The sequence below is a fragment of the Streptomyces sp. TRM68367 genome (assembly GCF_014495685.1).
Lineage (GTDB): Bacteria > Actinomycetota > Actinomycetes > Streptomycetales > Streptomycetaceae > Streptomyces.
The window spans coordinates 74,491-97,560 of record NZ_JACTVI010000012.1; the positions used below are offsets into that span (position 1 = coordinate 74,491).

Consider the following 23,070-nt stretch of genomic DNA (forward strand, 5'->3'; position numbering starts at 1 on the left):
GCACCCGCGACGGAAACCTCTCATCCCACCCCCGTGAGGGGTGAGAGCAAAGTTCCTTTCCGGTCACTCGGTGCCACAGCCCCGAAACGCGCCCTCCCTACCTTCGGGAACAGTTACTCGCAGCCCCGGAGCACAGTGGAGGCGTCATGACAGGCCCGAGCACACCCCCCGCCCCCCAGAGCAGGGGCGGCCGGTGGATCCAGCACTGGGATCCCGAGGACGAGACCTTCTGGAACGAGACCGGTGAGAAGATCGCCCGCCGGAACCTCTTCTTCTCCGTCCTCTCCGAGCACATCGGGTTCTCGATCTGGACCCTGTGGTCCGTGCTGGTGCTCTTCATGGGCCCGGAGTACGGCCTGACTCCGGCCGACAAGTTCATGCTGACCTCGATGGTCACGCTCGTCGGCGCGGTCGTCCGCGTCCCCTACACCTTCGCCGTCGCCATCTTCGGCGGCCGGAACTGGACGATCATCTCCGCGACCATGCTGCTGGTCCCGACGGTCTGCGCGTTCATGGTGATGGAGCCGGGTACCTCCTTCTCCACCTTCCTCCTGGTCGGCCTGCTGGCCGGCGTCGGCGGCGGCAACTTCGCCTCCTCCATGACCAACATCAACGCCTTCTTCCCGCTGCGCCAGAAGGGCTGGGCCCTCGGCCTCAACGCGGGCGGCGGCAACATCGGCGTGCCCGTGATCCAACTGGTCGCCCTCGCGATCATCGGCGCGAGCGGCGGGCCGCGCGTCCTGCTCGGGATCTACATCCCGCTCATCCTCGTCGCCGCCGTCCTCGCCACGCTGTACATGGACAACATCGAGAACGTGAAGAACGACACCGGTGCCGCCAAGGACGCCGCGAAGGACGCGCACACCTGGATCATGTCCTTCCTCTACGTCGGCACCTTCGGTTCCTTCATCGGCTACAGCTTCGCGTTCGGACAGGTGCTGACCAACCAGTTCGGCCGCACCCCGCTCCAGGCCGCGTACGTCACCTTCATCGGCCCGCTGCTCGGCTCGCTGATCCGCCCCGTCGGCGGCTGGCTCGCCGACCGCTACGGCGGTGCGAAGATCACCCTCTACAACTTCGTCGCCATGGGCGTCGCGACCGCGGTCCTGATCGCCGCCTCCATGGAGAAGTCGCTGGTGCTGTTCACGGTCGCATTCGTGGTGCTGTTCGTGCTGACCGGCGTCGGCAACGGCTCGACGTACAAGATGATCCCCGGCATCTTCCAGACCAAGGCCCTCGCCAAGGGGCTCCGGGGCGAGGAGGCCGCGAGCCACGGCCGGCGCCTGTCCGGTGCCTCCATGGGCCTGATCGGCGCGGTGGGCGCGCTCGGCGGCGTCGGCATCAACCTCGCCTTCCGCCAGTCCTTCCTCTCCTACGGCTCCGGCACCGGCGCATTCGTCGCCTTCCTCGCCTTCTACGGCGTCTGCTTCGTGGTCTGCTGGGCCGTATACCTTCGTCGTACGGTGGCCAGGACACCGTCCACGACCGCCACGTCGGAGGCAAAGCCGCAGCTCAGCTACGCAGAGGTGTGACGTAACACCGCGGACATGAAGCCGAACCGGGCCTGTCACGAGCCGTTGACAGGCTCGTTCGGCATGCAGGTACGTCCGTACCCATGTAGTACGACGACTCAAGTGCGGGACGAGAGCCATGTACGAGGAAGAACAGCGACCGGAACACGGGCCGCTCGCGGGGTTCACCGTAGGGGTGACTGCCGCGCGCCGGGCCGACGAGCTGGGAGCCCTGCTCCAGCGGCGGGGCGCCGCCGTCCTGCACGCCCCCGCCCTGCGGATCGTGCCGCTCGCGGACGACGGGGAGCTGCTGGCGGCGACGAAGGAGATCATCCACCAGGTGCCGGACATCGTGGTCGCCACGACCGCGATCGGGTTCCGGGGGTGGGTGGAGGCCGCCGACGGCTGGGGGCTCGGTGAGGATCTGCTGTCCAGGCTGGGCGGGGTGCGGATCCTGGCGCGCGGGCCGAAGGTGAAGGGTGCGATCCGGGCCGCCGGGCTGACGGAGGAGTGGTCGCCGTCGTCGGAGTCCATGGCCGAGGTGCTCGACCGGATGCTGGAGGAGGGTGTCGAGGGCAGTCGTATCGCCATCCAGCTGCACGGTGAGCCGCTGCCCGGATTCGTCGAGGCGCTGCGGGAGGGCGGGGCCGAGGTGGTGGGCGTGCCGGTGTACCGGTGGATGCCGCCGGAGGACATCGGGCCGGTGGACCGGTTGCTGGACGCCACAGTCTCGCGCGGGCTGGACGCGCTGACGTTCACCAGTGCGCCCGCCGCGGCGTCGCTGTTGTCGCGGGCCGAGGAGCGGGAGCTGCTGCCCGAGGTGCTCGCCGCGCTCCACCACGATGTGCTGCCGGCCTGTGTCGGGCCGGTCACCGCGCTGCCGTTGCAGGCGCGTGGCATCGACACGGTCCAGCCCGAACGCTTCCGGCTCGGGCCGCTTGTGCAGCTCCTGTGCCAGGAACTGCCCGCCCGTGCACGGTCGTTGCCGATCGCCGGGCACCGGGTGGAGATCCGTGGGCACGCGGTGCTGGTCGACGGTGACCTGAAGCCTGTGCCGCCTGCCGGGATGTCCCTGCTGCGGGCCTTGTCCCGGCGGCCCGGGTGGGTCGTGGGGCGCGCGGAACTGCTGCGCGCGTTGCCGGGTGCCGGCCGTGACGAGCACGCCGTGGAGACGGCGATGGCCCGCCTGCGCACGGCTCTCGGAGCGCCGAAGCTGATCCAGACGGTTGTGAAGCGGGGGTATCGGTTGGCGCTGGATCCGGCGGCGGACGCGAAGTACGCCGACGTGTAGGTGGCGGCGGTGGGGACGAGCCGCGTTTGCCGGGCACCTGATGGCCCACTCCCGCCGCGCAGCCTCCCCGGTACGAGGGGTTCCGCACACGTGAGCGGGCAGGCACTGTGAGAGAGGTAAACGCTTCCCAGCCCCCGAACACCGGCAACTCACCGGCGCCTCGCGACCGGGGGTGACCCATAGGCGGTGACAGGCACATGGCACTGGGTACGGCCACGGCCCCGTACGAGCTGCGGTTCGACGCCGGGCGGATCTGCCTGGACCTCCTCGCCACCACCCACCCCACCGAACGGCTCGACACCGTGGACGTGCTGCGCGCCTGGATCACCGGCTCCGGGCTCGTCCCGGCCGACACGCAGCTGACGCACGCCGACGCCTCCTGGCTGACCGGCTTCCGCGAACTGCGTGGCCACGTCGGCCAGTTGGTGCGCGGCTCGCTCGCGCCCGGCGTACGGCCGTACGACCTCGCGCTCGCCCGCGTCAACGACCTCGCCCGCCCCGCACCCCCGGCGCCCCGCGCCGTACGCCGCGAAGACGGCTTGCTCGTACGGCAGTTGGCCGGGCCGCCGCCGTGCGCCGCGCTGCTCGCGGCCGTCGCCCGGGACGCCGTCGAGCTCCTCACCGACCCCGTCGCACGCGCGGGCCTGCGCCAGTGCGAGGGCGACAACTGCCCGATCGTGTACCTCGACACCTCCCGGGGACGCCGGAGGCGCTGGTGCTCCAGTGAGATCTGCGGGAACCGCGAACGGGTGGCCCGGCACCGCCGCCGTGCGGCTCTCGCCCGCGCCTAGTTGGCCCTACAGCCAGTCGGGGCGCCCCAGTTGCGGCTTCTGTGAACGGGTCGTCGAAGTGATTTCGATTACACCTCGTTTACCTGCGGTGCAGTAGGGAAGCGATGGCTGGATCTTGTCGATGTGGCGGAAACGTAAAGATCACGGGGTGGGAATGTGGGCCCATGTCCCGCTCGTCACGTCACCCAGAAAAACGTCATCCCACTTTGAACATCCGCCGCTCCGCTTCCGTATCCGTGGAGGAGCGACCGACTGGGGGAACCCCCGGACACCGGAGGTGGGCGTGCGCAACGATTCCGTCGTGGCCAATGAACGTACGTCGAGGGCCCGACATCGCATGTCCCAGCCCTCGGAACCTGACGAGGAGCTGATGCGTGCGCTGTATCGAGAGCATGCCGGCCCCCTGCTCGCCTATGTGCTGCGCCTGGTCGCCGGAGACCGGCAGCGTGCCGAGGACGTCGTGCAGGAGACGCTCATCCGTGCCTGGAAAAACGCCGGTCAGCTCAATCGTGCGACCGGATCGGTACGCCCCTGGCTGGTGACGGTCGCCCGGCGCATCGTCATCGACGGCCACCGCAGCCGGCAGGCCCGGCCGCAGGAGGTCGATCCGTCGCCGCTGGAGGTCATCCCCGCGGAGGACGAGATCGACAAGGCGCTGTGGCTGATGACGTTGTCGGATGCGCTCGACGACCTGACCCCGGCCCACCGGGAGGTGCTCGTCGAGACGTATTTCAAGGGGCGTACGGTCAACGAGGCGGCAGAAACGCTGGGCATACCCAGCGGTACCGTCCGCTCGCGGGTGTTCTATGCCCTGCGTTCGATGAAGCTGGCCCTGGAGGAGCGGGGGGTGACGGCGTGATGAGTGGGTACCGGGGATTTCAGGGATCCGGAACAGGCGGTTCGGGTATGTCTGGCCCCATACAGGGCTCTCCGGTGCCGAACGAACACGAGACCGTCGGCGCCTACGCCCTCGGCATCCTCGACGACGCCGAAGCGACCGCTTTCGAAGCGCATCTCGCGACCTGCGAGTGGTGCGCCCAGCAGCTCGACGAGCTCGCCGGGATGGAGCCGATGATGGCCGCCCTCGCGGACCTGCCCGGCGCCGGGACACCCGCGATCGGCGAGTCGCTGTCCGCCAAGCCCAGTCCGCGCCTGGTGGAGAAGCTGGTCGACGACCTCGCGGAGCGCCGCGCGAAGAAACGCCGCCGCAGCTTCTACATGGTGGCCGCGGCCGGCGCGCTGATCGTCGGCGGCCCGTTCGTCGCGGTGGCCACCAACGGCGCCGACAGCGGCGGCGGTGGCACCGGTGGCAACCGGACGGTCGCGGCGAACCCCGCCCAAGAAGCCTTCAACCTGATGACCGAGAAGGTCAGCGCCACCGACCCGAACAGCGGCGTCTCCGCGACCGTGGCGGTGGAGCCCAACCCGCACGGCAGCAACGCGGTCCTGGAGCTCAAGAACGTCAAGGGCCCGCTGAAGTGCTCGCTCATCGGTGTCGGCAAGAACGGCGAACGGGAGACCTACGTCACCTGGGCCGTCCCGAAGTGGGGCTACGGCATCCCGAACGCCAAGACGGACCAGGCCAAGAAGCCCCTGTACATCCAGGGCGGCGGGTCCTTCCAGCCCAACGAGATCGATAAATACGAGGTCATGACCACCGACGGGAAGCTGCTGGTCGAGCTGGACGCGTAGCGTCCACCGCCCGGCGCTTCCCGCACAGGGTTCCCTTCGCGTACGGTTGACGGCTGCCCAGCACGTCAGAAGGGGGCCCGGTGGCCGCTCAGGCACAGCAGGAAACCGCGCTCAGCTCGGATCACGACTCCGTGCGCGACCGAGAGATCAGCGTCGAACAGGAACACCTGGACCGCGTGTACCGGCGGCTGGAGGAGAAGATCCACGAGGCCGAGTTCCTGATGAACGACGCGGCCAAGCGCGGCCAGGTCGGCACGCCCGGCGCCCTCGCCGAGCGCGACGCCCAGGTCTTCCGGGCGGGCATACACCTCAACCGGCTCAACAACGAGTTCGAGGACTTCCTCTTCGGCCGCATCGACCTGCTGCGCGGCAAGGACGGCAAGAAGGGACCCGACGGCGCGTACACCGCCGTGGAGCCGGCCGAGGGCGCGGTCCGCGAGGACAACACGGCCGACATCGCCGAGACCCTGCACATCGGCCGCATCGGCGTCCTCGACCAGGACTACGCCCCGCTCGTCATCGACTGGCGGGCCCCGGCCGCCGCCCCCTTCTACCGCTCCACCCCGGTCGACCCCGGCCGGGTCGTGCGCCGGCGCGTCATCCGCTCCAAGGGCCGCCGGGTCCTCGGCGTCGAGGACGACCTGATGCGCCCCGAGCTGACGGCCCACCTCGACGGCCGTGAACTGCCCGTCATCGGTGACGGCGCCCTGATGGCGGCCCTCGGGCAGGCCCGCAGCCACACCATGCGGGACATCGTCGCCTCCATCCAGGCAGAGCAGGACCTTGTCATCCGCGCCCCTGCCGCCTCCGTGACGTACGTCGAGGGCGGCCCCGGCACCGGCAAGACCGCCGTCGCCCTGCACCGGGCCGCCTACCTTCTCTACCAGGACCGGCGCCGGTACGCCGGCGGCATCCTGATCGTCTCGCCGACCCCCCTCCTGGTCGCCTACACCGAGGGCGTGCTGCCCTCCCTCGGCGAGGAGGGCCAGGTCGCCATTCGCGCCATCGGCTCACTCGCCGTGGACGCGGTGGGCGCCGAGGCCACGCTGTACGACTCCCCTGCCACGGCCCGCGCCAAGGGCTCGTACCGCATGCTCAAGGTGCTGCGGAAGGCCGCGCGCGGCGCCCTGGAGCTGAACGATTCACCGGCCCGGCTGCGCGTGGTCGCCTTCGGGCGGCGGCTCGAACTGGAGGGCGAGGAGCTGGAGCGGATCCGCCGCAGCGCCCTGGGCGGCACGGCTCCCGTGAACCTGCTGCGCCCCCGGGCCCGCAAGCTCCTCCTGGACGCCCTGTGGGACAAGTCGGGCGCCGCCGCCCGCCAGACCGACCCCGAGCTGGCCGCCGAGCTGCGGGGGTCGTTCGACGAGGACGTGAGCGCGGAGGACTCCTTCCTGGAGTTCCTCGACGCCTGGTGGCCCGAGCTGACCCCGCAGGCCGTCCTCGACGCCATGGCGGACGAGAAGCGCCTGGCCCGCTGGTCCCGCCGCGTCCTGAACCCCGGCGAGGTCCGCCGGGTCGCCCGCTCCCTCAGGCGCGACGGCCACACCGTCCACGACATCGCCATGCTCGACGAACTGCAGGCGATCCTCGGCACTCCGGCCCGCCCCAGGAAGAAGCGCGAGCTGGACCCGCTCGACCAGCTCACCGGCCTGGAGGAACTGATGCCGGTGCGCGAGGAGTCGCAGCGCGAGCGTGCCGAGCGGCTGGCGGCCGAGCGCACCGAATACGCCCACGTCATCGTCGACGAAGCCCAGGACCTCACTCCGATGCAGTGGCGCATGGTCGGCCGCCGCGGCCGGCACGCCACCTGGACGATCGTCGGCGACCCCGCCCAGTCCTCCTGGTCCGACCCCGACGAGGCGGCCCAGGCCCGCGACGAGGCCCTCGGCATCCGCCCGCCCGTCTCCCACCACCACCCTTCCAAGGAGGGCCCTTCGGGCCGCCCCTCTCGTGGCCGCCGCTTCCAGCTCACGGTGAACTACCGCAACCCGGCCGAGATCGCCGAGCTGGCGTCCAAGGTGCTCGCCCTCGCCATGCCGGGCGCCGAGTCACCCGCGGCCGTGCGCTCCACCGGCATCGAGCCGCGCTTCAGCGTCGTACGGGACGCACTCGCGCAGACCGTCCGCGAGGAGGCCGCCCGGCTGCTGGATCGCGTCGACGGCACGGTCGGCGTGGTCGTTGCCATGCAGCGCCGCGAGGAGGCCAGGCGCTGGCTCGCCGGGCTCGGCGACCGGGTGGTGGCGCTCGGCAGCCTGGAGGCCAAGGGCCTGGAGTACGACGCGACGGTCGTCGTGTCCCCGGCCGAGATCGCCGACGAGTCGCCGGCCGGCCTGCGCGTGCTGTACGTCGCGCTGACCCGGGCGACCCAGCAGCTGACGGTCGTGTCGGGGGAGCGGGACGAGCCGGACGCGGCCGGAGTGCCCGACCTGCTCCGGGACTGAATTCCCGAGACGGGAATGGCGTGCTGAGATCCGTTTGTTAGCCTGGATGTGGCACCGGCCCGATCCAAGCCCCCGGGCCCAACCTTCGTCGCTACGAGCGACCACTTGCCGCGAGGCGAGCATGGCGGGTCGGTGTCACTAACGTTCCGGGACCCACGTCACCACGTGACGTGGGTCTCTTTTTGCCGGTCTGTGTCGCGTTTTGCCGGTCTGTGTCGCGAACAAAACGTTCGCAATGGGAGGCGGCTACCAACTACTCAGCGGTAGGTGCGACGATCGGACGGCACAACGCTGAGACACGCCGCGGCACGCGGCGACACGGTGAAAGCAGAGGAAGTCGGCCATGGCAACGGCGCCCAGCGTCTCCTACTCGATGACGGTCAGGCTGGAGGTGCCCGCGAGCGGAACCGCCGTCTCGCAGCTCACCACGGCCGTGGAGTCCTCCGGAGGCTCGGTGACCGGCCTCGACGTCACCGCCTCCGGTCACGAGAAGCTCCGTATCGACGTCACGATCGCGGCCACCTCGACCGCGCACGCCGACGAGATCGTGGAGAAGCTCCGCGGCATCGAGGGCGTCACGCTGGGCAAGGTCTCGGACCGTACGTTCCTCATGCACCTCGGCGGCAAGATCGAGATGGCGTCGAAGCACCCCATCCGCAACCGTGACGACCTGTCCATGGTCTACACCCCGGGCGTGGCCCGCGTGTGCATGGCGATCGCGGAGAACCCCGAGGACGCCCGCCGCCTGACCATCAAGCGCAACTCCGTTGCGGTCGTGACGGACGGCTCCGCCGTGCTGGGTCTGGGCAACATCGGCCCGAAGGCCGCGCTTCCCGTCATGGAGGGCAAGGCGGCCCTCTTCAAACGCTTCGCCGGCATCGACGCCTGGCCGATCTGCCTCGACACCCAGGACACCGACGCGATCGTCGAGATCGTCAAGGCGATCGCCCCCGGCTTCGCCGGCATCAACCTCGAGGACATCTCCGCCCCGCGCTGCTTCGAGATCGAGGCGCGCCTGCACGAGGCCCTCGACATCCCTGTCTTCCACGACGACCAGCACGGCACCGCGATCGTCGTCCTCGCCGCCCTGACGAACGCACTTCGCGTGGTGGGCAAGGCAATTGAGGACGTGCGCGTGGTCATGTCCGGTGCGGGCGCGGCCGGTACGGCGATCCTGAAGCTGCTGACCGCCGCGGGCGTGAAGAACGCCGTCGTCGCCGACATCCACGGCGTCGTGCACGCCGGCCGCGAGGACCTGGTGGACGCGGCCGCCGACTCGCCGCTGCGCTGGATCGCCGACAACACCAACCCCGAGGGCCTGGTCGGCACGCTCAAGGAGGCCGTGCGCGGCGCCGACGTCTTCGTCGGCGTCTCGGCCCCGAACGTCCTCGACGGCGACGACGTGGCCGCCATGGCCGACGGCGCCGTGGTGTTCGCGCTCGCGAACCCCGACCCCGAGGTCGACCCCGCAATCGCTCGCCAGACGGCGGCCGTTGTGGCCACGGGCCGCTCCGACTTCCCCAACCAGATCAACAACGTCCTGGTCTTCCCGGGCGTCTTCCGCGGCCTGCTGGACGCCCAGTCCCGCACGGTGAACACGGAGATGATGATCGCCGCGGCAAAGGCCCTGGCCGACGTGGTGACCGAGGACGAGCTGAACCCGAACTACATCGTCCCGAGCGTGTTCAACGACAAGGTCGCGGGCGCGGTGGCCGGGGCGGTGCGGGACGCGGCCAAGGCGGTGGGCGCGAGCGCACACAGCCCGTCCGGCGTTTGAGGACGAGGCCGAAGGCCGGCAGGCAGGGATCCGGGGGCGGCAGCCCCCGGGCGGCACCTGCGGAAACGGCACCTGTGAGCCTGTGACGATTACCACGCTGAAGGGGCACGGCGCGTCGAGGAACCCCCTGTCGGCGCAGCCCCTTATCGTGTCGGCCAGGCTCAGGCCCTCTTTTCGTGTGACTCCCACGGGTGTTCTCACGACTCCTGCGGGTGCCGGATTGGCTTTCGCGCCGCAGGTAGAGGCAGGATGCCTCCCTGGGCGCGCGGGCCTGACGACGGACCCGGGTCCGGGGACTCACCGACGACCCTGGCAGCATTCGCTGCGCCGTGCCCACTATGCGGCCTCCGCCGCGTGGCACGCCTCAACGGCAAGATGAACACGGGAGTAAGAACATGAACCGCAGTGAGCTGGTGGCCGCGCTGGCCGACCGCGCCGAGGTGACCCGCAAGGACGCCGACGCCGTGCTGGCCGCGTTCGCCGACGTCGTCGGCGACGTCGTCTCCAAGGGCGACGAGAAGGTCACCATCCCCGGCTTCCTGACCTTCGAGCGCACCCACCGTGCCGCTCGCACCGCGCGCAACCCGCAGACCGGTGAGCCCATCCAGATCCCGGCCGGCTACAGCGTGAAGGTCGCCGCGGGCTCCAAGCTCAAGGAAGCCGCCAAGGGCAAGTGATCTTGCCGTTCGTACGCCACGGGACGGCGTACGAGGCGCTCAAGGGCGCGCAGTAACGCCAATGGGGCGGCCCCCCGTCACGGGGGGCCGCCCCATTGGCGTACGTATGCCTGCCGCTGTTACCCGAGGGCCTTCCCCGGCAGCTCCACCTTGGCTCCCAGCTCCACGAGCTTCTCCATGAAGTTCTCGTAACCCCGGTTGATGAGCCCGATGCCGTGGACGCGGGACGTGCCCTGGGCCGCCAGGGCCGCGATGAGGTAGGAGAAGCCGCCGCGGAGGTCGGGGATGACCAGGTCGGCGCCCTGGAGCTTGGTCGGGCCCGACACGACGGCCGAGTGGAGGAAGTTGCGCTGGCCGAAGCGGCAGTCGGAGCCGCCGAGGCACTCGCGGTAGAGCTGGATGTGGGCGCCCATCTGGTTCAGGGCGGAGGTGAAGCCGAGCCGCGACTCGTACACGGTCTCGTGGATGATGGACAGGCCCGTGGCCTGCGTCAGGGCGACCACCAGCGGCTGCTGCCAGTCGGTCTGGAAGCCGGGGTGGACGTCCGTCTCCAGCGCGATGGACTTCAGCTGGCCGCCGGGGTGCCAGAAGCGGATGCCCTCGTCCTCGATCTGGAAGGCGCCGCCCACCTTCCGGTAGGTGTTCAGGAACGTCATCATCGAGCGCTGCTGGGCGCCGCGGACGTAGATGTTGCCCTCGGTCGCGAGTGCCGCGGACGCCCAGGAGGCGGCCTCCAGGCGGTCCGGCAGGGCGCGGTGGGTGTAGCCGCCGAGCTTGTCCACACCGGTGATGCGAATGGTGCGGTCGGTGTCCATCGCGATGATGGCGCCCATCTTCTGCAGCACGCAGATCAGGTCCTCGATCTCCGGCTCCACGGCCGCGTTGGAGAGCTCGGTGACCCCCTCGGCGAGCACCGCGGTCAGCAGCACCTGCTCGGTCGCGCCGACGGACGGGTACGGCAGCCGGATCTTCGTGCCGCGTAGCCGCCGCGGCGCCTCCAGGATCTGCCCGTCCGCCCGCTTCTCGATCTTCGCGCCGAACTGCCGCAGCACCTCGAAGTGGAAGTCGATCGGCCGCCCGCCGATGTCGCAGCCGCCGAGCCCCGGGATGAACGCGTGCCCGAGGCGGTGCAGAAGAGGGCCGCAGAACAGGATCGGGATACGGCTCGAACCCGCGTGGGCATCGATGTCAGCGACGTTGGCGCTCTCCACATACGTGGGATCCAGCACCAGTTCGCCCGGTTCGTCCCCCGGACGGACCGTCACGCCGTGCAGTTGCAGCAGACCGCGTACGACCCGTACGTCACGGATGTCCGGAACATTGCGCAGACGGCTCGGCGCGCTGCCGAGCAGGGCGGCGACCATGGCCTTCGGCACGAGGTTCTTCGCACCGCGGACACGGATCTCGCCCTCCAGCGGGGTTCCGCCGTGGACAAGCAGGACATCGTCGTTGACGGTCATGAATCTCGCGTTCCGTGGAGTGGGGCAGGGGCCGGAGAGACAGAGTAATGGCCGCGGACCCCCCTGAAGTAAGCCCGCGGACGGCCCAACCGCGTCATAGCACTGTCACAACACGAACCGTTCTGTGATGGGCACATGGGGTCACGGTCACGGTGGTGCACGCGGGGCGCGCGAGTGCGGCGCTGAGCTGCGTTCACTCCGGTACCGCGCATTGCCTCCCCACGGCGCGGGAAGATGCGGGATCATGTCTGGCATGACCGAGGTGTCCTCGCTCACAGGACGGTTGCTCGTGGCCACGCCCGCCCTGGCGGACCCGAACTTCGACCGCGCGGTGGTGCTTCTCCTCGACCACGACGAGGAGGGCTCGCTCGGTGTCGTCCTCAACCGCCCCACGCCGGTGGACGTGGGCGACATCCTGGAGGGCTGGGCGGAGCTGGCCGGCGAGCCCGGCGTCGTCTTCCAGGGCGGCCCGGTGTCGCTGGACTCGGCCCTGGGGGTCGCGGTGGTCCCCGGCGGAGCCGCGGGGGAGGCGGCCCCGCTGGGCTGGCGCCGGGTGCACGGCGCGATCGGTCTGGTCGATCTGGAGGCCCCGCCGGAGCTGCTGGCCTCGGCCCTCGGGTCGTTGAGAATCTTCGCCGGCTATGCCGGCTGGGGCCCCGGCCAACTGGAGGACGAGCTGGTGGAAGGCGCCTGGTACGTCGTCGAGTCGGAGCCCGGCGACGTCTCCTCCCCGCTCCCGGAGCGCCTGTGGCGCGAGGTGCTGCGCCGCCAGCGCAGCGAGCTGGCGATGGTCGCGACGTACCCCGACGACCCCTCGCTCAACTGATGCGGACGGGCGTCGTTGCTGATGCGTGTGAGCTTCACTGCCGGGCTTCAGTACTCTTGGCGATATGAGCACTCTTGAGCCCGAGCGCGGGACTGGGACGGGGACCCTCGTAGAGCCGACGCCGCAGACCTCCCACGGTGACGGTGACCACGAGCGCTTCGCCCACTACGTCCAGAAGGACAAGATCATGGCGAGCGCCCTCGACGGCACCCCCGTCGTGGCGCTGTGCGGCAAGGTCTGGGTGCCGGGCCGTGACCCGAAGAAGTACCCCGTGTGCCCCATGTGCAAGGAGATCTACGACTCCATGGGCGCCGGCGGCGACGACAAGGGCGGCGGCGGGAAGTAACCCCCCCCGGCTCGTCCCCCGGCTCGTCCTCAGGCTTATGCTCCCAGGGTGCGTTTTGCGTGCCCTGGGGGCGTTTGTGCTGTCTGCACGTTGCACGGGATGCGTCCGCCGGTCACAGAGTGGTTGAGACCTATTGTGGCTGTTTATCCAACCTCTGGCGCCGCGACCGAAACGACTGCGTATCTGTCAGTGGCGGGAGGGCGTACTCCCATCCGGGCTGCCAGTGGAACGGTGCATCGAGGAGATCTTGCAGGCTGGCGCCGTGGAGTAGGCAGTCAAGTGCCCACCGATTGGCGGCGTGGGCGATCAGGAGGACGCGGCTCCCGTCCACATGGGTGGTGGCCAGGTCGTGCAGGAAGTCGGCCGTGGCGGTGATGACGTCCTGGTAGCTCTGCCCGCCAGGGAAGGGATCATCGATGTGGCAGGCCCGCCGCGATGCCACGGCCACGGCCGGGCCGCCGTTGAGGTCGCCATAGTTGCACTCTCGCAGACGGGGATCTTGGCGGATGGGCATCGTGGTGTCCGCGAACGCGATCCGCCCGGTGTCCACGGCCCGCTGCAGGTCGGAGGTTAAAACCGTGGTGAGGCCGTCGTCGCGGCGGCGGTCACCGCCAAAGGAAGCGCGGCGAGCGAAGGGCATCAACCACGAGATCGCGAAGTACTTTCCGGCCCGTGTTCGAACAGCAGGAATTCGGCCGGTACTTCCTCAGCAGCCTTGTCGTGGCGGGTGCCGTCGTGATCGCCTCGGCTCTGATCGCATTTCTCGCGGCGACCGCCGTGACGCAACTCCGGTTCCGCTTCCGGACCACCTTGCTGATCATGTTCCTGGTGGCCCAGATGGTGCCGGTCGAGGCCCTCGCGATTCCCTTGTTGTTCCTCATACGGACTTCGGCCAGCTGAACACCCGCAGTGTCGTCGCCGGTTCCGGCGAGGTGCGGCTGTCGGTGCACTCCCAGCTCTACGCCGGCACCGCAACGGAGGGCGTCGCAGTTGACGACGGCATCGGTCTCCAACTCGACCCCGAGCTCGGCGCCGAGGAGTACCGCCTCGTCAGCGACTCGACCGGCGTCCTGGTCGAAGGCGGCAGCGCGGCCGGTGTCTCCTGGGGCGCCCAGACGCTGCGGCAGCTCCTCGGCCCCGACGCGTACCGCAGGACCCCGCTCAGCGCGACCGAGCCTGGGCCGTGCCGCACGTCACGATCGCAGACGCCCCCGCTTCCGCTGGCGCGGCCTCATGCTGGACGTGGCCCGGCACGTCATGCCCAAGGACGGCGTGCTGAGCTACCTGGACCTGATGGCCGCGCACAAACTCAACGTCTTCCACTTCGACTTGACGGATGGCCAGGGATGGCGCGTGCAGATCAGGAAGTACCCGCGGCTCACCGAGGCCGGCTCCTGGCGTTCCCGCACGAAATTCGGCCACTGCGCCTCGCCGCTGCGGGAGGGGGACAAGCCACACGGCGGCTTCTACGCTCGCGCGGGTACGCCGACGGGGTCGCCGCCGCGCTCGCGCGGGCCACGACGTCGTCATGTGTCCCGAGCAGCAGGTGTACCCGGACCACCGGCAGGACGCGGGCGCCGACGAGCCGGTGTCCATCGGCTACGTGCGCCTGGACGACGTCTATCGGTTCGAGCCGGTTCCACCGGAGTCGACGCCCGAGGAGGCCGCGCACATCCCCGGTACGCAGGCCGACGTGTGGACCGAGGTGATGGAGGATCCCGCACGCGTGGACCAACCAGACCTTCCCCCGGCTCGCGGCCTTCGCCGAGGGGGCCCGGAGCCGGCTGCCCGCCCCGGCGGACCGGGACTTCGCCGGGTTCGAGCGCCGGATGGCGTCCACTACCGGCGACTTGACGCCCTCGGCGTCGCCTGCCGGCCGCCCACGGGGCCGTTGCCATGGCAACGGCGGCCCGGCGTACTCGGCTGCCCGATCGACGGGCCGCCGCCCCGCAGGTAACCGGTTGCCCGCCGAACGGTGGCTACGGCCGACCAACCGTGTCACGGGTGTCCAAACAGGTGGCGCAGGCACTTCCGGTGGACCGAACACGCACTGGAAAAACCGCGCAAGGGTCACCGAAGAGTGCCAATTCGTGCGCACCGGTGGTGCCGTGCGAAATCGGGCCATCTCGCGGGTGAGGTGGGCGAATGCCTCCTGTCGGACCCCCGTCTTCGGCGCTTGCGAAGATGTGCCAGAGTTGCCACGTCCGCCCTGTCAGCACGTACCGTACGGCAGCACAGGTAGGACCAGGTGGGGCAGCGGGAAGGGGCAGCCGGTTTGACCACGAGCGCACCGCAGGCGGCGCAGGCCGTGACGCTGCCCACGACGCTGGACGAGGCAGTGGCGGCGCTCACCGCCATGCCCGCCGCCGTGCCCGTCGCGGGCGGCACCGACCTGATGGCCGCCGTCAACTCCGGACAGCTCAGGCCCGCCGCACTGGTGGGTCTGAACCGCATCAGCGAGATCCGCGGCTGGCAGTACCAGGACGGCCACGCCCTGCTCGGCGCGGGTCTGACCCACGCGCGTATGGGCCGCCCCGACTTCGCCGCCCTCATCCCGGCGCTCGCCGCCGCCGCGCGCGCCGCGGGACCGCCGCACATCCGCAACGCGGGCACCCTCGGCGGCAACATCGCCTCGGCCGCCCCCCACGGGGACGCGCTGCCCGTGCTGGCCGCCCTGGAGGCGACGCTGATCATCGCGGGCCCGGGCGGAGTCCGCCGGGAGATCCCGGTGTCGCATCTGCTGGCCGGCATGGAAATGCTGCGCGCGGGCGAGCTCATCGGTTTCGTGCGCGTGCCGCTGCTGCACGCCCCACAGGTCTTCCTCAAGGCGACCGGCCGCACCGGCCCGGGGCGTGCGGTCGCCTCCGTCGCGCTCGTCCTCGACCCGGCGCGCCGCGGCGTGCGGTGCGCGGTCGGTGCCATAGCGCCGATGGCGCTCCGGCCTCTGGACGCCGAGCAGTGGGTGGCCCAGCTCATCGACTGGGACAACAACCGCGCGATCGTGCCGGAGGCGCTGAGCGCCTTCGGCGAGTACGTCGCCGCTGCCTGCATCCCCGACCCCGTCCCGGCCGAGGACGGCTCAGTAGAGCAGCTTCCGCCTGCCGTACTGCACCTGCGGCGCACCGTCGCCGCGCTGGCCCGACGAGCACTGGGGAGGGCGCTGTCGTGACCGACGACCAGCACGGAGAGGGCACGCCACAGGGCGGGGGACGCTGGGACCCGCTGCCCCAGGGCGACTACGACGACGGCGCCACCGCCTTCGTGAAGCTCCCCGAAGGGGGCGTCGACGCCCTGCTGGCCTCCGCGGACAGTCCGCTCGCCGCGCCCGGCCACGGCTATGTGCCCCCGCAGATAACGGTGTCGCCCACCACACCCCCCGGAACCGACCCCGGCACCGGCTCCTGGCCGATGCCGGGCGCGCAGTGGGGCGACCCGGCCGGCGGCACGGGCGGCGGCCCGGGCGTGCGGCAGGAGCCGAACGCCGAGGCGTATCAGCAGGGTCCGAACGCCGGGGGGGAGCCGTACGGCGCGAACCCCGGTGCGCAGCCGCATGCCGCGAGCGCCGGGACCGGTCAGCCGCACGCCCCGCACGGCGCGGCGCAGCCGCCGCACGCCTCCCACGCCGGGGCCCAGCAGGCCGACCCGCGCGCGGGGGACCCGTCTCACGGCGGACACGGCGGACACGAGAGGCACGGCGGACACCCCGGGGAAGAAGGACACGCCGGGCGCGACCGGTTCACGTACAACTCCGGGGCGACCGGGCAGTGGAACTTCCCGGAGGCCGCCGCGTCGGAGCCGGACCCGGCCGACGCCGCGCCGGGTCACGACGTGACCGGACAGTGGTCCATCCCCGTCGCCGGAGGGGACCTTCCGGACGAGTCGGGCGAGTTCACCGCGTCGTCGCTGGTCGAGCAGTGGGGCGGTACACCGCCCGCGACCCTGCCGGGCGGCGCGCCCGCGCCCTGGGCGCCACAGGCGGCCGGTGCACCGTGGGGCGAGGGCACGCCGGGGGGCGGAGGTGCCGGACAACAGACCGGCACCGGGCAGACACCGCAGCAGCCGGCCGGTGCGGGCCAGCAGTCGCAGCAGCCGGGGCGGCCCGGCGGCGCGGGGCACGCGCCCGAACACGACACGCGTGCCGGACAACCACAGGAACGACCGGCCGGTGCGGGCCACACGACGAACCCGTCGGCTGGTGCGGGCCAAGCGCCGGACCAGGCCCCGGTCGCCGGGCAGTTGCCGGATCAACCCTGGATGAACCCGCAGGCACCCGGGGAGCACGGTGCGTCCGGGCACCCGCAGGGGGATCAGGACTCGTCCGAGCGGGCGTACGGCGAGCACGGCCTGTCGGAGCAGAGTTACGGCGAGCAGGGTCCCTCCGAGCGGACGTACAGCGATCAGGCGCCGTCCGGGCGCACATACGGCGAGCACGGCCCCTCCGGGCACCCGCACGGAGCACCGGGGCGGCCGGACCCGCACGCGTCCGAGCGGCGGCCGGCCGATCCCGCGCGGGAGCAGCCCGCCGGCCCGTACGCGGAGGCGTCCCCGGAGTCGGCCCGGTACGCGGAGGCACCCCCGGAATCGGCTGCGGACGCACCCGCCAACCCCCGTATCCACTTCGCCCGGCAGCCCGCCGCACAGGCCGCTCCAGGGACCGCTGAGGCCCTCGAGGCGGCCGAGGACATCCGAGGCGCGCGGGAGGCCGCTGAGCACCCCGCCGAACACGCCGGGGCCGGAGACGCCGAAGCCGGTCCAGAGGCCGCGCGGGAGTCCGTGACGGCCGCCGCCTCCAGGGCCGAGGACACGCCAACCGCCGACGCGTCGCCCACCTCGCGGTCCTCGCAGCCGACTTCGGAGCCCGCGCACGACCCGGCCGCCGCGCCGCAGGAACCGGGCACCGAGCCCACCGCGCGGCCCGCCTCCGACCCCGCATACGAGGGCGCCCCCTCGCAGGAGTCGACCCCCGCACGCCCGCAGGAGGAGCACCCCCTCGCCTCCTACGTCCTGCGCGTCAACGGCGTCGACCGGCCCGTCACCGACGCGTGGATCGGCGAGTCGCTGCTGTACGTGCTGCGGGAGCGGCTCGGGCTCGCCGGTGCCAAGGACGGCTGCTCGCAGGGCGAGTGCGGGGCCTGCAACGTCCAGGTCGACGGGCGGCTCGTCGCGTCCTGCCTGGTCCCCGCCGTCACCGCGGCCGGCAGCGAGGTCCGTACGGTCGAGGGCCTGGCCGCCGACGGGCAGCCGTCGGACGTGCAGCGGGCGCTCGCCCGGTGCGGCGCGGTGCAGTGCGGCTTCTGCGTGCCCGGCATGGCGATGACCGTGCACGACCTCCTGGAGGGCAACCCGGCGCCGACCGAGCTGGAGACCCGCCAGGCCCTGTGCGGCAACCTGTGCCGCTGTTCCGGCTACCGGGGCGTCGTGGAGGCCGTCAAGGAGGTCGTCGCCGAACGCGAGGCGCACGCCGGGGCCGACACGCCCGAGGCGAACGCCGACGAGGCCCGCATCCCGCACCAGGCGGGACCGGGCGCGGGCGGCGTCCACCCCTCGGTGTTCGAATCAACGGGATCACCAGGGTCACTGGGATCGCCGGGATCCCCGGGATCTCCGGCGGGCCAGGGAACGCACGGACCGCATGACCAGCCCTACGGCCAGGACGGAGGCCACGCGTGAGCAACGAAGCAGCCACCGCGCAGGCCGCGCAGCCCGCGGAGGCCGCCCCCGACCCGGACCTGCACGGACTGGGCACCTCCCTGCTGCCCGCCGAGGCCCGCGCCAAGACGGAGGGCACCTTCCCGTACGCCGCCGACCTGTGGGCCGAGGGCCTGCTGTGGGCGGCCGTGCTGCGCTCACCGCACCCGCACGCGCGCATTGTGTCCATCGACACCTCCCACGCGCGCGAGATGCCCGGCGTACGGGCCGTCGTCACGCACGAGGACATCCCCGGCACACCGGTGTGCGGCCGCGGCAAGGCCGACCGCCCGGTCTTCGCCTCCGAGGTCGTACGCCACCACGGCGAGCCCATCGCCGCCGTCGCCGCCGACCACCCGGACACCGCGCGGATGGCCGCCGCCGCCGTCATCGTCGAGTACGAAGCGCTCGACCCCGTCATCGACCCGGAGCAGGCCTTCGAGGCCGAGCCGCTGCACCCCGACGGCAACCTGATCCGGCACATCCCGCTGCGCCACGGCGACCCCGACGCGGCCGGCGATGTCGTCGCCGAGGGCCTGTACCGCATCGGCCGCCAGGACCCGGCCCCCATCGGCGCAGAGGCGGGCCTGGCCGTGCCGCGCCCCGACGGCGGCGTGGAGCTGTATCTGGCCTCCACCGACCCGCACAGCGACCGCGACATCGCCGCCGCCGCGTTCGGCCTGGAGCCCGAGCGCGTCAAGGTCGTCGTCACCGGCGTCCCCGGCGCCACCGCCGACCGCGAGGACCAGAGCTTCCAGCTCCCGCTCGGCCTGCTGGCGCTGAAGACCGGCTGCCCCGTCAAGCTCACGGCCACGCGCGAGGAGTCCTTCCTGGGCCACACCCACCGGCATCCCACGCTGCTGCGGTACCGGCACCACGCCGACGCCGAGGGCAAGCTGGTGAAGGTCGAGGCGCAGATCCTGCTCGACGCGGGCGCGTACGCCGACACGTCCTCGGACGCGCTCGCCGCCGCCGTGGCGTTCGCCTGCGGTCCGTACGTCGTCCCGAACGCGTTCATCGAGGGCTGGGCCGTACGCACCAACAACCCGCCCTCCGGCCATGTGCGCGGCGAGGGCGCCATGCAGGTGTGCGCCGCGTACGAGGCGCAGATGGACAAGCTGGCCAAGAAGCTCGGCGTCGACCCGGCGGAGCTGCGCCTGCGCAACGCCATGGCGACCGGCGACGTGCTGCCGACCGGCCAGACGGTGACGTGCCCGGCACCGGTGGCCGAGCTGCTGCAGGCCGTACAGGAGCATCCCCTTCCGCCGCTGCCCAAGGACACACCCGAGGACGAGTGGCTGCTGCCCGGCGGCCCCGAGGGCGCGGGCGAACCGGGCGCGGTGCGCCGGGGCGTCGGCTACGGCCTGGGCATGGTGCACATGCTGGGCGCGGAGGGCGCGGACGAGGTCTCCACGGCGACCGTGAAGGTCCACGACGGCGTGGCGACGGTGCTGTGCGCGGCGGTGGAGACCGGGCAGGGCTTCAGCACACTCGCCCGGCAGATCGTCCAGGAGACGCTCGGCATCGAAGAGGTCCACGTGGCGCCGGTCGACACCGACCAGCCCTCGGCGGGCGCGGGCTGCCGCGGCAGACACACGTGGGTGTCCGGCGGCGCGGTGGAACGCGCGGCCAGGATGGTCCGCACGCAGCTGCTCCAGCCGCTGGCCCACCAGTTCGGCATGTCCACGGAGCTCCTGCAGATCACGGACGGCAAGATCACCTCGTACGACGGAGTGCTCTCGACGACCGTCAAGGAGGCGATGGACGGCAAGGAACTGTGGGCCACGGCCCAGTGCCGCCCGCACCCGACCGAGCCGCTGAACGGGTCCGGCCAGGGCGACGCCTTCGTCGGCATGTCCTTCTGCGCGATCCGCGCGGTCGTGGACGTCGACATCGAGCTCGGCTCGGTCCGGGTCGTGGAACTGGCCGTCGCGCAGGACGTGGGCCGCATCCTCAACCCGGCCCAGCTCGCCGCCCGGATCGAGGCGGGCGTCACCCAGGGTGTGGGCGCCGCGCTCACCGAGAACCTCCGCACGCCGCGAGGCCTGATCCGCCACCCCGACCTGACCGGCTATGCGCTGCCGACGGCCCTGGACACTCCCAACATCCAGATCGTCAAACTCGTCGAGGAACGGGACGTTGTCGCCCCCTTCGGCGCGAAGGCGGTCAGCGCGGTCCCGGTGGTCACCTCTCCCGCGGCCGTCGCCTCCGCCGTACGGGCCGCCACGGGCCGCCCCGTCAACCGCCTCCCGATCCGCCCCCAGGCCGCGGTGGTGACCGACCGATGAGCACGCCCGCCCCCGGAGCACCCGAGTTGCCGCGCTACGAACCCCCGCCCAGCGTCGGCAGGTTGGTCCTCTGGATCCTGCTGTTCGTCTTCGCGGCGGCCGTGGTCGTACTCGGCGGGGTGTACTTCGGCTGAGCCGGGAACGCACCCGGCGGCCTCCGCGTTCTCTGATACGAGGGCGTTGTCAGTGGTGGGGCGTAGTGTTCTGAGCAGTGGGTGACGGAACACGCAGGCACGGGGGAACGATGAGCACTACGTACGCGGACACGGCACCGGCCGACCCGGCCGGCTTGTCACTGAACCTTCCGGCCCGCCTGCTGGACCAGGAGTTCGGCCGGGGCCGGGTGATGCGCTTCGAGGACGTCGACTTCCCCACGACCCTCACGCACGACCCGACGCGCCGCTTCCTGCGCGAGTCGGGCCTGCCCGAGGACAGCCCCGTCTTCGACCTGGACATGGACGTCCCGCTCCAGACCCTCGCCGAGTACTACACGGACGAGCCCTCGGCCCAACTCCGGCTCCCCGACCGCCCCGAGCGCCTGATACGCCTCGGCCACCTCGTCGACGGCAACGGCGTCGTCGTGGACGGTACGACGGGCGCGGTCCTGACCTGGCACGAGCTCGAGACCACCCTGCGCCCACTGGCCACGGACATCTCGACGCTGGCCTTCATGCTCTGGCTGGTGCACTGCGAAGTTGGAGGCCGTGACCTGACGGCGTTCATGAACAAGGGTGGTCGTACGACCAAGGTCCCGGTCCGGGACCATCTCCCGACAGGAGCCAACCCCGACCTTGGCCCTTACGCTGGCGGTCATGACCGCTCCGAACCCGCGCGACACCGACACCGCAGATATACCTGAACTGCCTCCGGCGGCCGAGCTCGCCGAGAGCGTGCTGAGCGGGCCTTACCGGGCGCTGAGCATCGGGATCGTGTCGGTCGTGCTGCTGATCGCCTTCGAGGCGACGGCGGTCGGTACGGCGATGCCGGTCGCGGCGCGGGAGCTGGCCGGGGTCTCGCTGTACGCGTTCGCGTTCTCGGGGTACTTCACGACCAGCCTGTTCGGGATGGTGCTCGCCGGGCAGTGGTCGGACCGGCGGGGCCCGCTGGGTGCGCTGACCACGGGCATCGCGTCCTTCGCGGCCGGGCTGCTGCTGTCCGGGACGGCCGGTGCGATGTGGCTGTTCATCCTGGGGCGGGCCGTGCAGGGGCTGGGCGGCGGGCTGGTGGTCGTCGCGCTGTACGTCGTCGTCGGCCGCGCCTACCCGGAGCGGCTGCGGCCGGCGATCATGGCGGCGTTCGCGGCGAGTTGGGTCGTGCCGTCGATCGTCGGGCCGCTCGCCTCGGGCGCGGTGACCGAACACCTGGGCTGGCGCTGGGTGTTCCTCGGCATCCCGGTCCTGGTCAGCCTCCCGCTGGCGCTCGCCCTGCCGCAGATACGGCGGCTGGCGGCCGGCCCGGTGGACGGGACGGCCGGGAACGCCGCCGGGGACGGGGCGGGGGCGTCCTTGGGGCGGCGGCGGATCCGGCTCGCCCTCGGGATCTCGCTGGGCGCCGGGCTGTTGCAGTACGCCGCCCAGGACCTGCGCTGGCTCTCGTTGCTGCCCGGTGTGGCGGGCGCCGCGCTGCTGGCGCCCGCCGTTCTCGGCCTGCTGCCGCGCGGCACGTACCGGGCGGCGCGCGGGCTGCCGTCGGTCGTGCTGCTGCGCGGGGTCGCGGCGGGCTCCTTCATCGGCGCGGAGTCCTTCGTGCCGCTGATGTTGGTCACCCAGCGCGGGCTCAGCCCGACGCTGGCCGGGTTCTCGCTCGCGGCGGGCGGCGGGACGTGGGCGCTGGGCTCGTGGGTGCAGTCGCGGCCGCGCGTCGAGCCGTACCGGGAGCGGCTGATGACCGTCGGGATGCTGCTGGTCGCCGCCGCGATCGCCGCGGCGCCGAGCGTGCTGATCGACGCCGTGCCTGCCTGGACCCTGGCCGTCGCCTGGGCGTTCGGCTGCTTCGGCATGGGCCTGGTGATCTCCTCCACCAGCGTCCTGCTGCTCCACCTCTCCGCCCCCGAGGAGGCCGGCACCAACTCCGCCGCACTCCAGATATCCGACGGCCTCTCCAACGTCCTCCTCCTCGCCGCGGGCGGCGCCGCCTTCGCCGCCCTGGGCGGCGGCACCGTGACCCACACGGCAGCCGAGGCGACCGGCTCCCACCCCGCCGCCTTCACCGCCGTGTTCCTCCCGATGGCCGCGGTGGCCCTGGTGGGGGCGTGGGTGACGACGCGGCTACGGGCCAGGTGA

Annotated in this window: 18 protein-coding genes and 2 pseudogenes; 18 read left to right on the forward strand and 2 right to left on the reverse strand. The window is 71.7% G+C overall.

Annotation, left to right across the window (positions count from 1 at the left end):
* The first annotated feature begins 146 nt into the window (after positions 1 to 146).
* The 8 genes from H8R17_RS11435 (at position 147) to H8R17_RS11470 (ending at position 10,180) form a co-directional block, all read left to right on the forward strand.
* Positions 147 to 1,532 (forward strand): NarK/NasA family nitrate transporter, encoded by a 1,386-nt coding sequence (locus tag H8R17_RS11435; RefSeq protein WP_187823039.1) that lies wholly within the window; start codon positions 147 to 149, stop codon positions 1,530 to 1,532.
* A gap of 118 nt (positions 1,533 to 1,650) precedes the next feature.
* The gene (locus H8R17_RS11440) at positions 1,651 to 2,802 is read left to right on the forward strand and encodes a uroporphyrinogen-III synthase (RefSeq protein ID WP_187823040.1); all 1,152 of its coding nucleotides are present in this window, start codon (positions 1,651 to 1,653) and stop codon (positions 2,800 to 2,802) included.
* Between the two features lie 197 nt (positions 2,803 to 2,999).
* Positions 3,000 to 3,593: an ABATE domain-containing protein gene (locus tag H8R17_RS11445; protein WP_187823041.1), complete on the forward strand. Its 594-nt coding sequence runs from the start codon at positions 3,000 to 3,002 to the stop codon at positions 3,591 to 3,593.
* Positions 3,594 to 3,930: 337 nt separating this feature from the next.
* Positions 3,931 to 4,452, forward strand: coding sequence for a sigma-70 family RNA polymerase sigma factor (locus H8R17_RS11450; protein WP_010039908.1), 522 nt, complete (start codon positions 3,931 to 3,933; stop codon positions 4,450 to 4,452).
* The gene (locus tag H8R17_RS11455) at positions 4,452 to 5,285 is read left to right on the forward strand and encodes an anti-sigma factor (protein ID WP_223124901.1); all 834 of its coding nucleotides are present in this window, start codon (positions 4,452 to 4,454) and stop codon (positions 5,283 to 5,285) included. The genes H8R17_RS11450 and H8R17_RS11455 overlap by 1 nt, the downstream gene beginning before the upstream one ends.
* 80 nt (positions 5,286 to 5,365) lie before the next feature.
* Complete coding sequence (locus H8R17_RS11460) at positions 5,366 to 7,726, forward strand: UvrD-helicase domain-containing protein (RefSeq protein ID WP_187823042.1); 2,361 nt, start codon at positions 5,366 to 5,368, stop codon at positions 7,724 to 7,726.
* Between the two features lie 343 nt (positions 7,727 to 8,069).
* Positions 8,070 to 9,503 (forward strand): NAD-dependent malic enzyme, encoded by a 1,434-nt coding sequence (locus H8R17_RS11465; protein WP_187823043.1) that lies wholly within the window; start codon positions 8,070 to 8,072, stop codon positions 9,501 to 9,503.
* A 395-nt stretch (positions 9,504 to 9,898) separates the two neighbouring features.
* Positions 9,899 to 10,180 carry an HU family DNA-binding protein gene (locus H8R17_RS11470; protein WP_187823044.1) on the forward strand — a complete coding sequence of 94 codons (282 nt, stop codon included), beginning with the start codon at positions 9,899 to 9,901 and terminating at the stop codon, positions 10,178 to 10,180.
* A gap of 119 nt (positions 10,181 to 10,299) precedes the next feature.
* Here H8R17_RS11470 and murA read toward each other — a convergent pair whose 3' ends face one another.
* Entirely contained in the window at positions 10,300 to 11,640 is a 1,341-nt protein-coding gene (murA, locus tag H8R17_RS11475; RefSeq protein WP_187823045.1) for a UDP-N-acetylglucosamine 1-carboxyvinyltransferase, read from the reverse strand.
* Between the two features lie 253 nt (positions 11,641 to 11,893).
* Here murA and H8R17_RS11480 point away from each other — a divergent pair, with 253 nt between their 5' ends.
* Both H8R17_RS11480 and H8R17_RS11485 read left to right on the forward strand, forming a co-directional pair.
* The gene (locus H8R17_RS11480; RefSeq protein ID WP_187823046.1) at positions 11,894 to 12,466 is read left to right on the forward strand and encodes a YqgE/AlgH family protein; all 573 of its coding nucleotides are present in this window, start codon (positions 11,894 to 11,896) and stop codon (positions 12,464 to 12,466) included.
* Between the two features lie 64 nt (positions 12,467 to 12,530).
* Complete coding sequence (locus H8R17_RS11485) at positions 12,531 to 12,812, forward strand: DUF3039 domain-containing protein (protein WP_187823047.1); 282 nt, start codon at positions 12,531 to 12,533, stop codon at positions 12,810 to 12,812.
* 130 nt (positions 12,813 to 12,942) lie between these two features.
* On the opposite strand, the gene H8R17_RS11490 is transcribed toward H8R17_RS11485, so the two are convergent.
* Positions 12,943 to 13,452 carry a histidine phosphatase family protein gene (locus H8R17_RS11490; protein WP_187823048.1) on the reverse strand — a complete coding sequence of 170 codons (510 nt, stop codon included), beginning with the start codon at positions 13,450 to 13,452 and terminating at the stop codon, positions 12,943 to 12,945.
* A 17-nt stretch (positions 13,453 to 13,469) separates the two neighbouring features.
* On the opposite strand from H8R17_RS11490, the pseudogene H8R17_RS11495 reads away from it, so the two are divergent.
* From H8R17_RS11495 to H8R17_RS11530, 8 genes and pseudogenes are all read left to right on the forward strand, one after another.
* Positions 13,470 to 13,717, forward strand: a pseudogene (locus H8R17_RS11495) (carbohydrate ABC transporter permease); the annotation flags it as partial.
* A 33-nt stretch (positions 13,718 to 13,750) separates the two neighbouring features.
* Positions 13,751 to 14,769: pseudogene (locus H8R17_RS11500) on the forward strand (family 20 glycosylhydrolase).
* Positions 14,770 to 15,087: 318 nt separating this feature from the next.
* Positions 15,088 to 15,981 (forward strand): xanthine dehydrogenase family protein subunit M, encoded by an 894-nt coding sequence (locus H8R17_RS11505; RefSeq protein WP_187823049.1) that lies wholly within the window; start codon positions 15,088 to 15,090, stop codon positions 15,979 to 15,981.
* On the forward strand, positions 15,978 to 18,482 hold the full coding sequence (locus tag H8R17_RS11510) for a 2Fe-2S iron-sulfur cluster-binding protein (RefSeq protein ID WP_187823050.1): 2,505 nt from the start codon (positions 15,978 to 15,980) through the stop codon (positions 18,480 to 18,482). The genes H8R17_RS11505 and H8R17_RS11510 overlap by 4 nt, the downstream gene beginning before the upstream one ends.
* Positions 18,479 to 20,788: a molybdopterin cofactor-binding domain-containing protein gene (locus tag H8R17_RS11515; protein WP_187823051.1), complete on the forward strand. Its 2,310-nt coding sequence runs from the start codon at positions 18,479 to 18,481 to the stop codon at positions 20,786 to 20,788. The genes H8R17_RS11510 and H8R17_RS11515 overlap by 4 nt, the downstream gene beginning before the upstream one ends.
* Positions 20,785 to 20,922: a hypothetical protein gene (locus H8R17_RS11520; protein WP_187823052.1), complete on the forward strand. Its 138-nt coding sequence runs from the start codon at positions 20,785 to 20,787 to the stop codon at positions 20,920 to 20,922. The genes H8R17_RS11515 and H8R17_RS11520 overlap by 4 nt, the downstream gene beginning before the upstream one ends.
* A 110-nt stretch (positions 20,923 to 21,032) precedes the next feature.
* Entirely contained in the window at positions 21,033 to 21,647 is a 615-nt protein-coding gene (locus H8R17_RS11525) for an SUKH-4 family immunity protein (protein ID WP_187823053.1), read from the forward strand.
* Positions 21,601 to 23,070, forward strand: coding sequence for an MFS transporter (locus tag H8R17_RS11530; protein WP_187823054.1), 1,470 nt, complete (start codon positions 21,601 to 21,603; stop codon positions 23,068 to 23,070). Before H8R17_RS11525 ends, H8R17_RS11530 begins: the two co-directional genes overlap by 47 nt.

Bases quoted from the DNA above. Each gene is read 5' to 3' on its own strand.
- H8R17_RS11470 (WP_187823044.1), top strand. From the start codon at position 9,899: ATGAACCGCAGTGAGCTGGTGGCCGCGCTGGCCGACCGCGCCGAGGTG.
- H8R17_RS11530 (WP_187823054.1), top strand. From the start codon at position 21,601: ATGACCGCTCCGAACCCGCGCGACACCGACACCGCAGATATACCTGAA.
- H8R17_RS11435 (WP_187823039.1), top strand. From the start codon at position 147: ATGACAGGCCCGAGCACACCCCCCGCCCCCCAGAGCAGGGGCGGCCGG.
- H8R17_RS11480 (WP_187823046.1), top strand. From the start codon at position 11,894: ATGACCGAGGTGTCCTCGCTCACAGGACGGTTGCTCGTGGCCACGCCC.
- H8R17_RS11450 (WP_010039908.1), top strand. From the start codon at position 3,931: ATGTCCCAGCCCTCGGAACCTGACGAGGAGCTGATGCGTGCGCTGTAT.
- H8R17_RS11520 (WP_187823052.1), top strand. From the start codon at position 20,785: ATGAGCACGCCCGCCCCCGGAGCACCCGAGTTGCCGCGCTACGAACCC.
- murA (WP_187823045.1), bottom strand. From the start codon at position 11,640: ATGACCGTCAACGACGATGTCCTGCTTGTCCACGGCGGAACCCCGCTG.
- H8R17_RS11465 (WP_187823043.1), top strand. From the start codon at position 8,070: ATGGCAACGGCGCCCAGCGTCTCCTACTCGATGACGGTCAGGCTGGAG.
- H8R17_RS11490 (WP_187823048.1), bottom strand. From the start codon at position 13,452: ATGCCCTTCGCTCGCCGCGCTTCCTTTGGCGGTGACCGCCGCCGCGAC.
- H8R17_RS11440 (WP_187823040.1), top strand. From the start codon at position 1,651: ATGTACGAGGAAGAACAGCGACCGGAACACGGGCCGCTCGCGGGGTTC.
- H8R17_RS11485 (WP_187823047.1), top strand. From the start codon at position 12,531: ATGAGCACTCTTGAGCCCGAGCGCGGGACTGGGACGGGGACCCTCGTA.
- H8R17_RS11445 (WP_187823041.1), top strand. From the start codon at position 3,000: ATGGCACTGGGTACGGCCACGGCCCCGTACGAGCTGCGGTTCGACGCC.
- H8R17_RS11525 (WP_187823053.1), top strand. From the start codon at position 21,033: ATGAGCACTACGTACGCGGACACGGCACCGGCCGACCCGGCCGGCTTG.
- H8R17_RS11455 (WP_223124901.1), top strand. From the start codon at position 4,452: ATGAGTGGGTACCGGGGATTTCAGGGATCCGGAACAGGCGGTTCGGGT.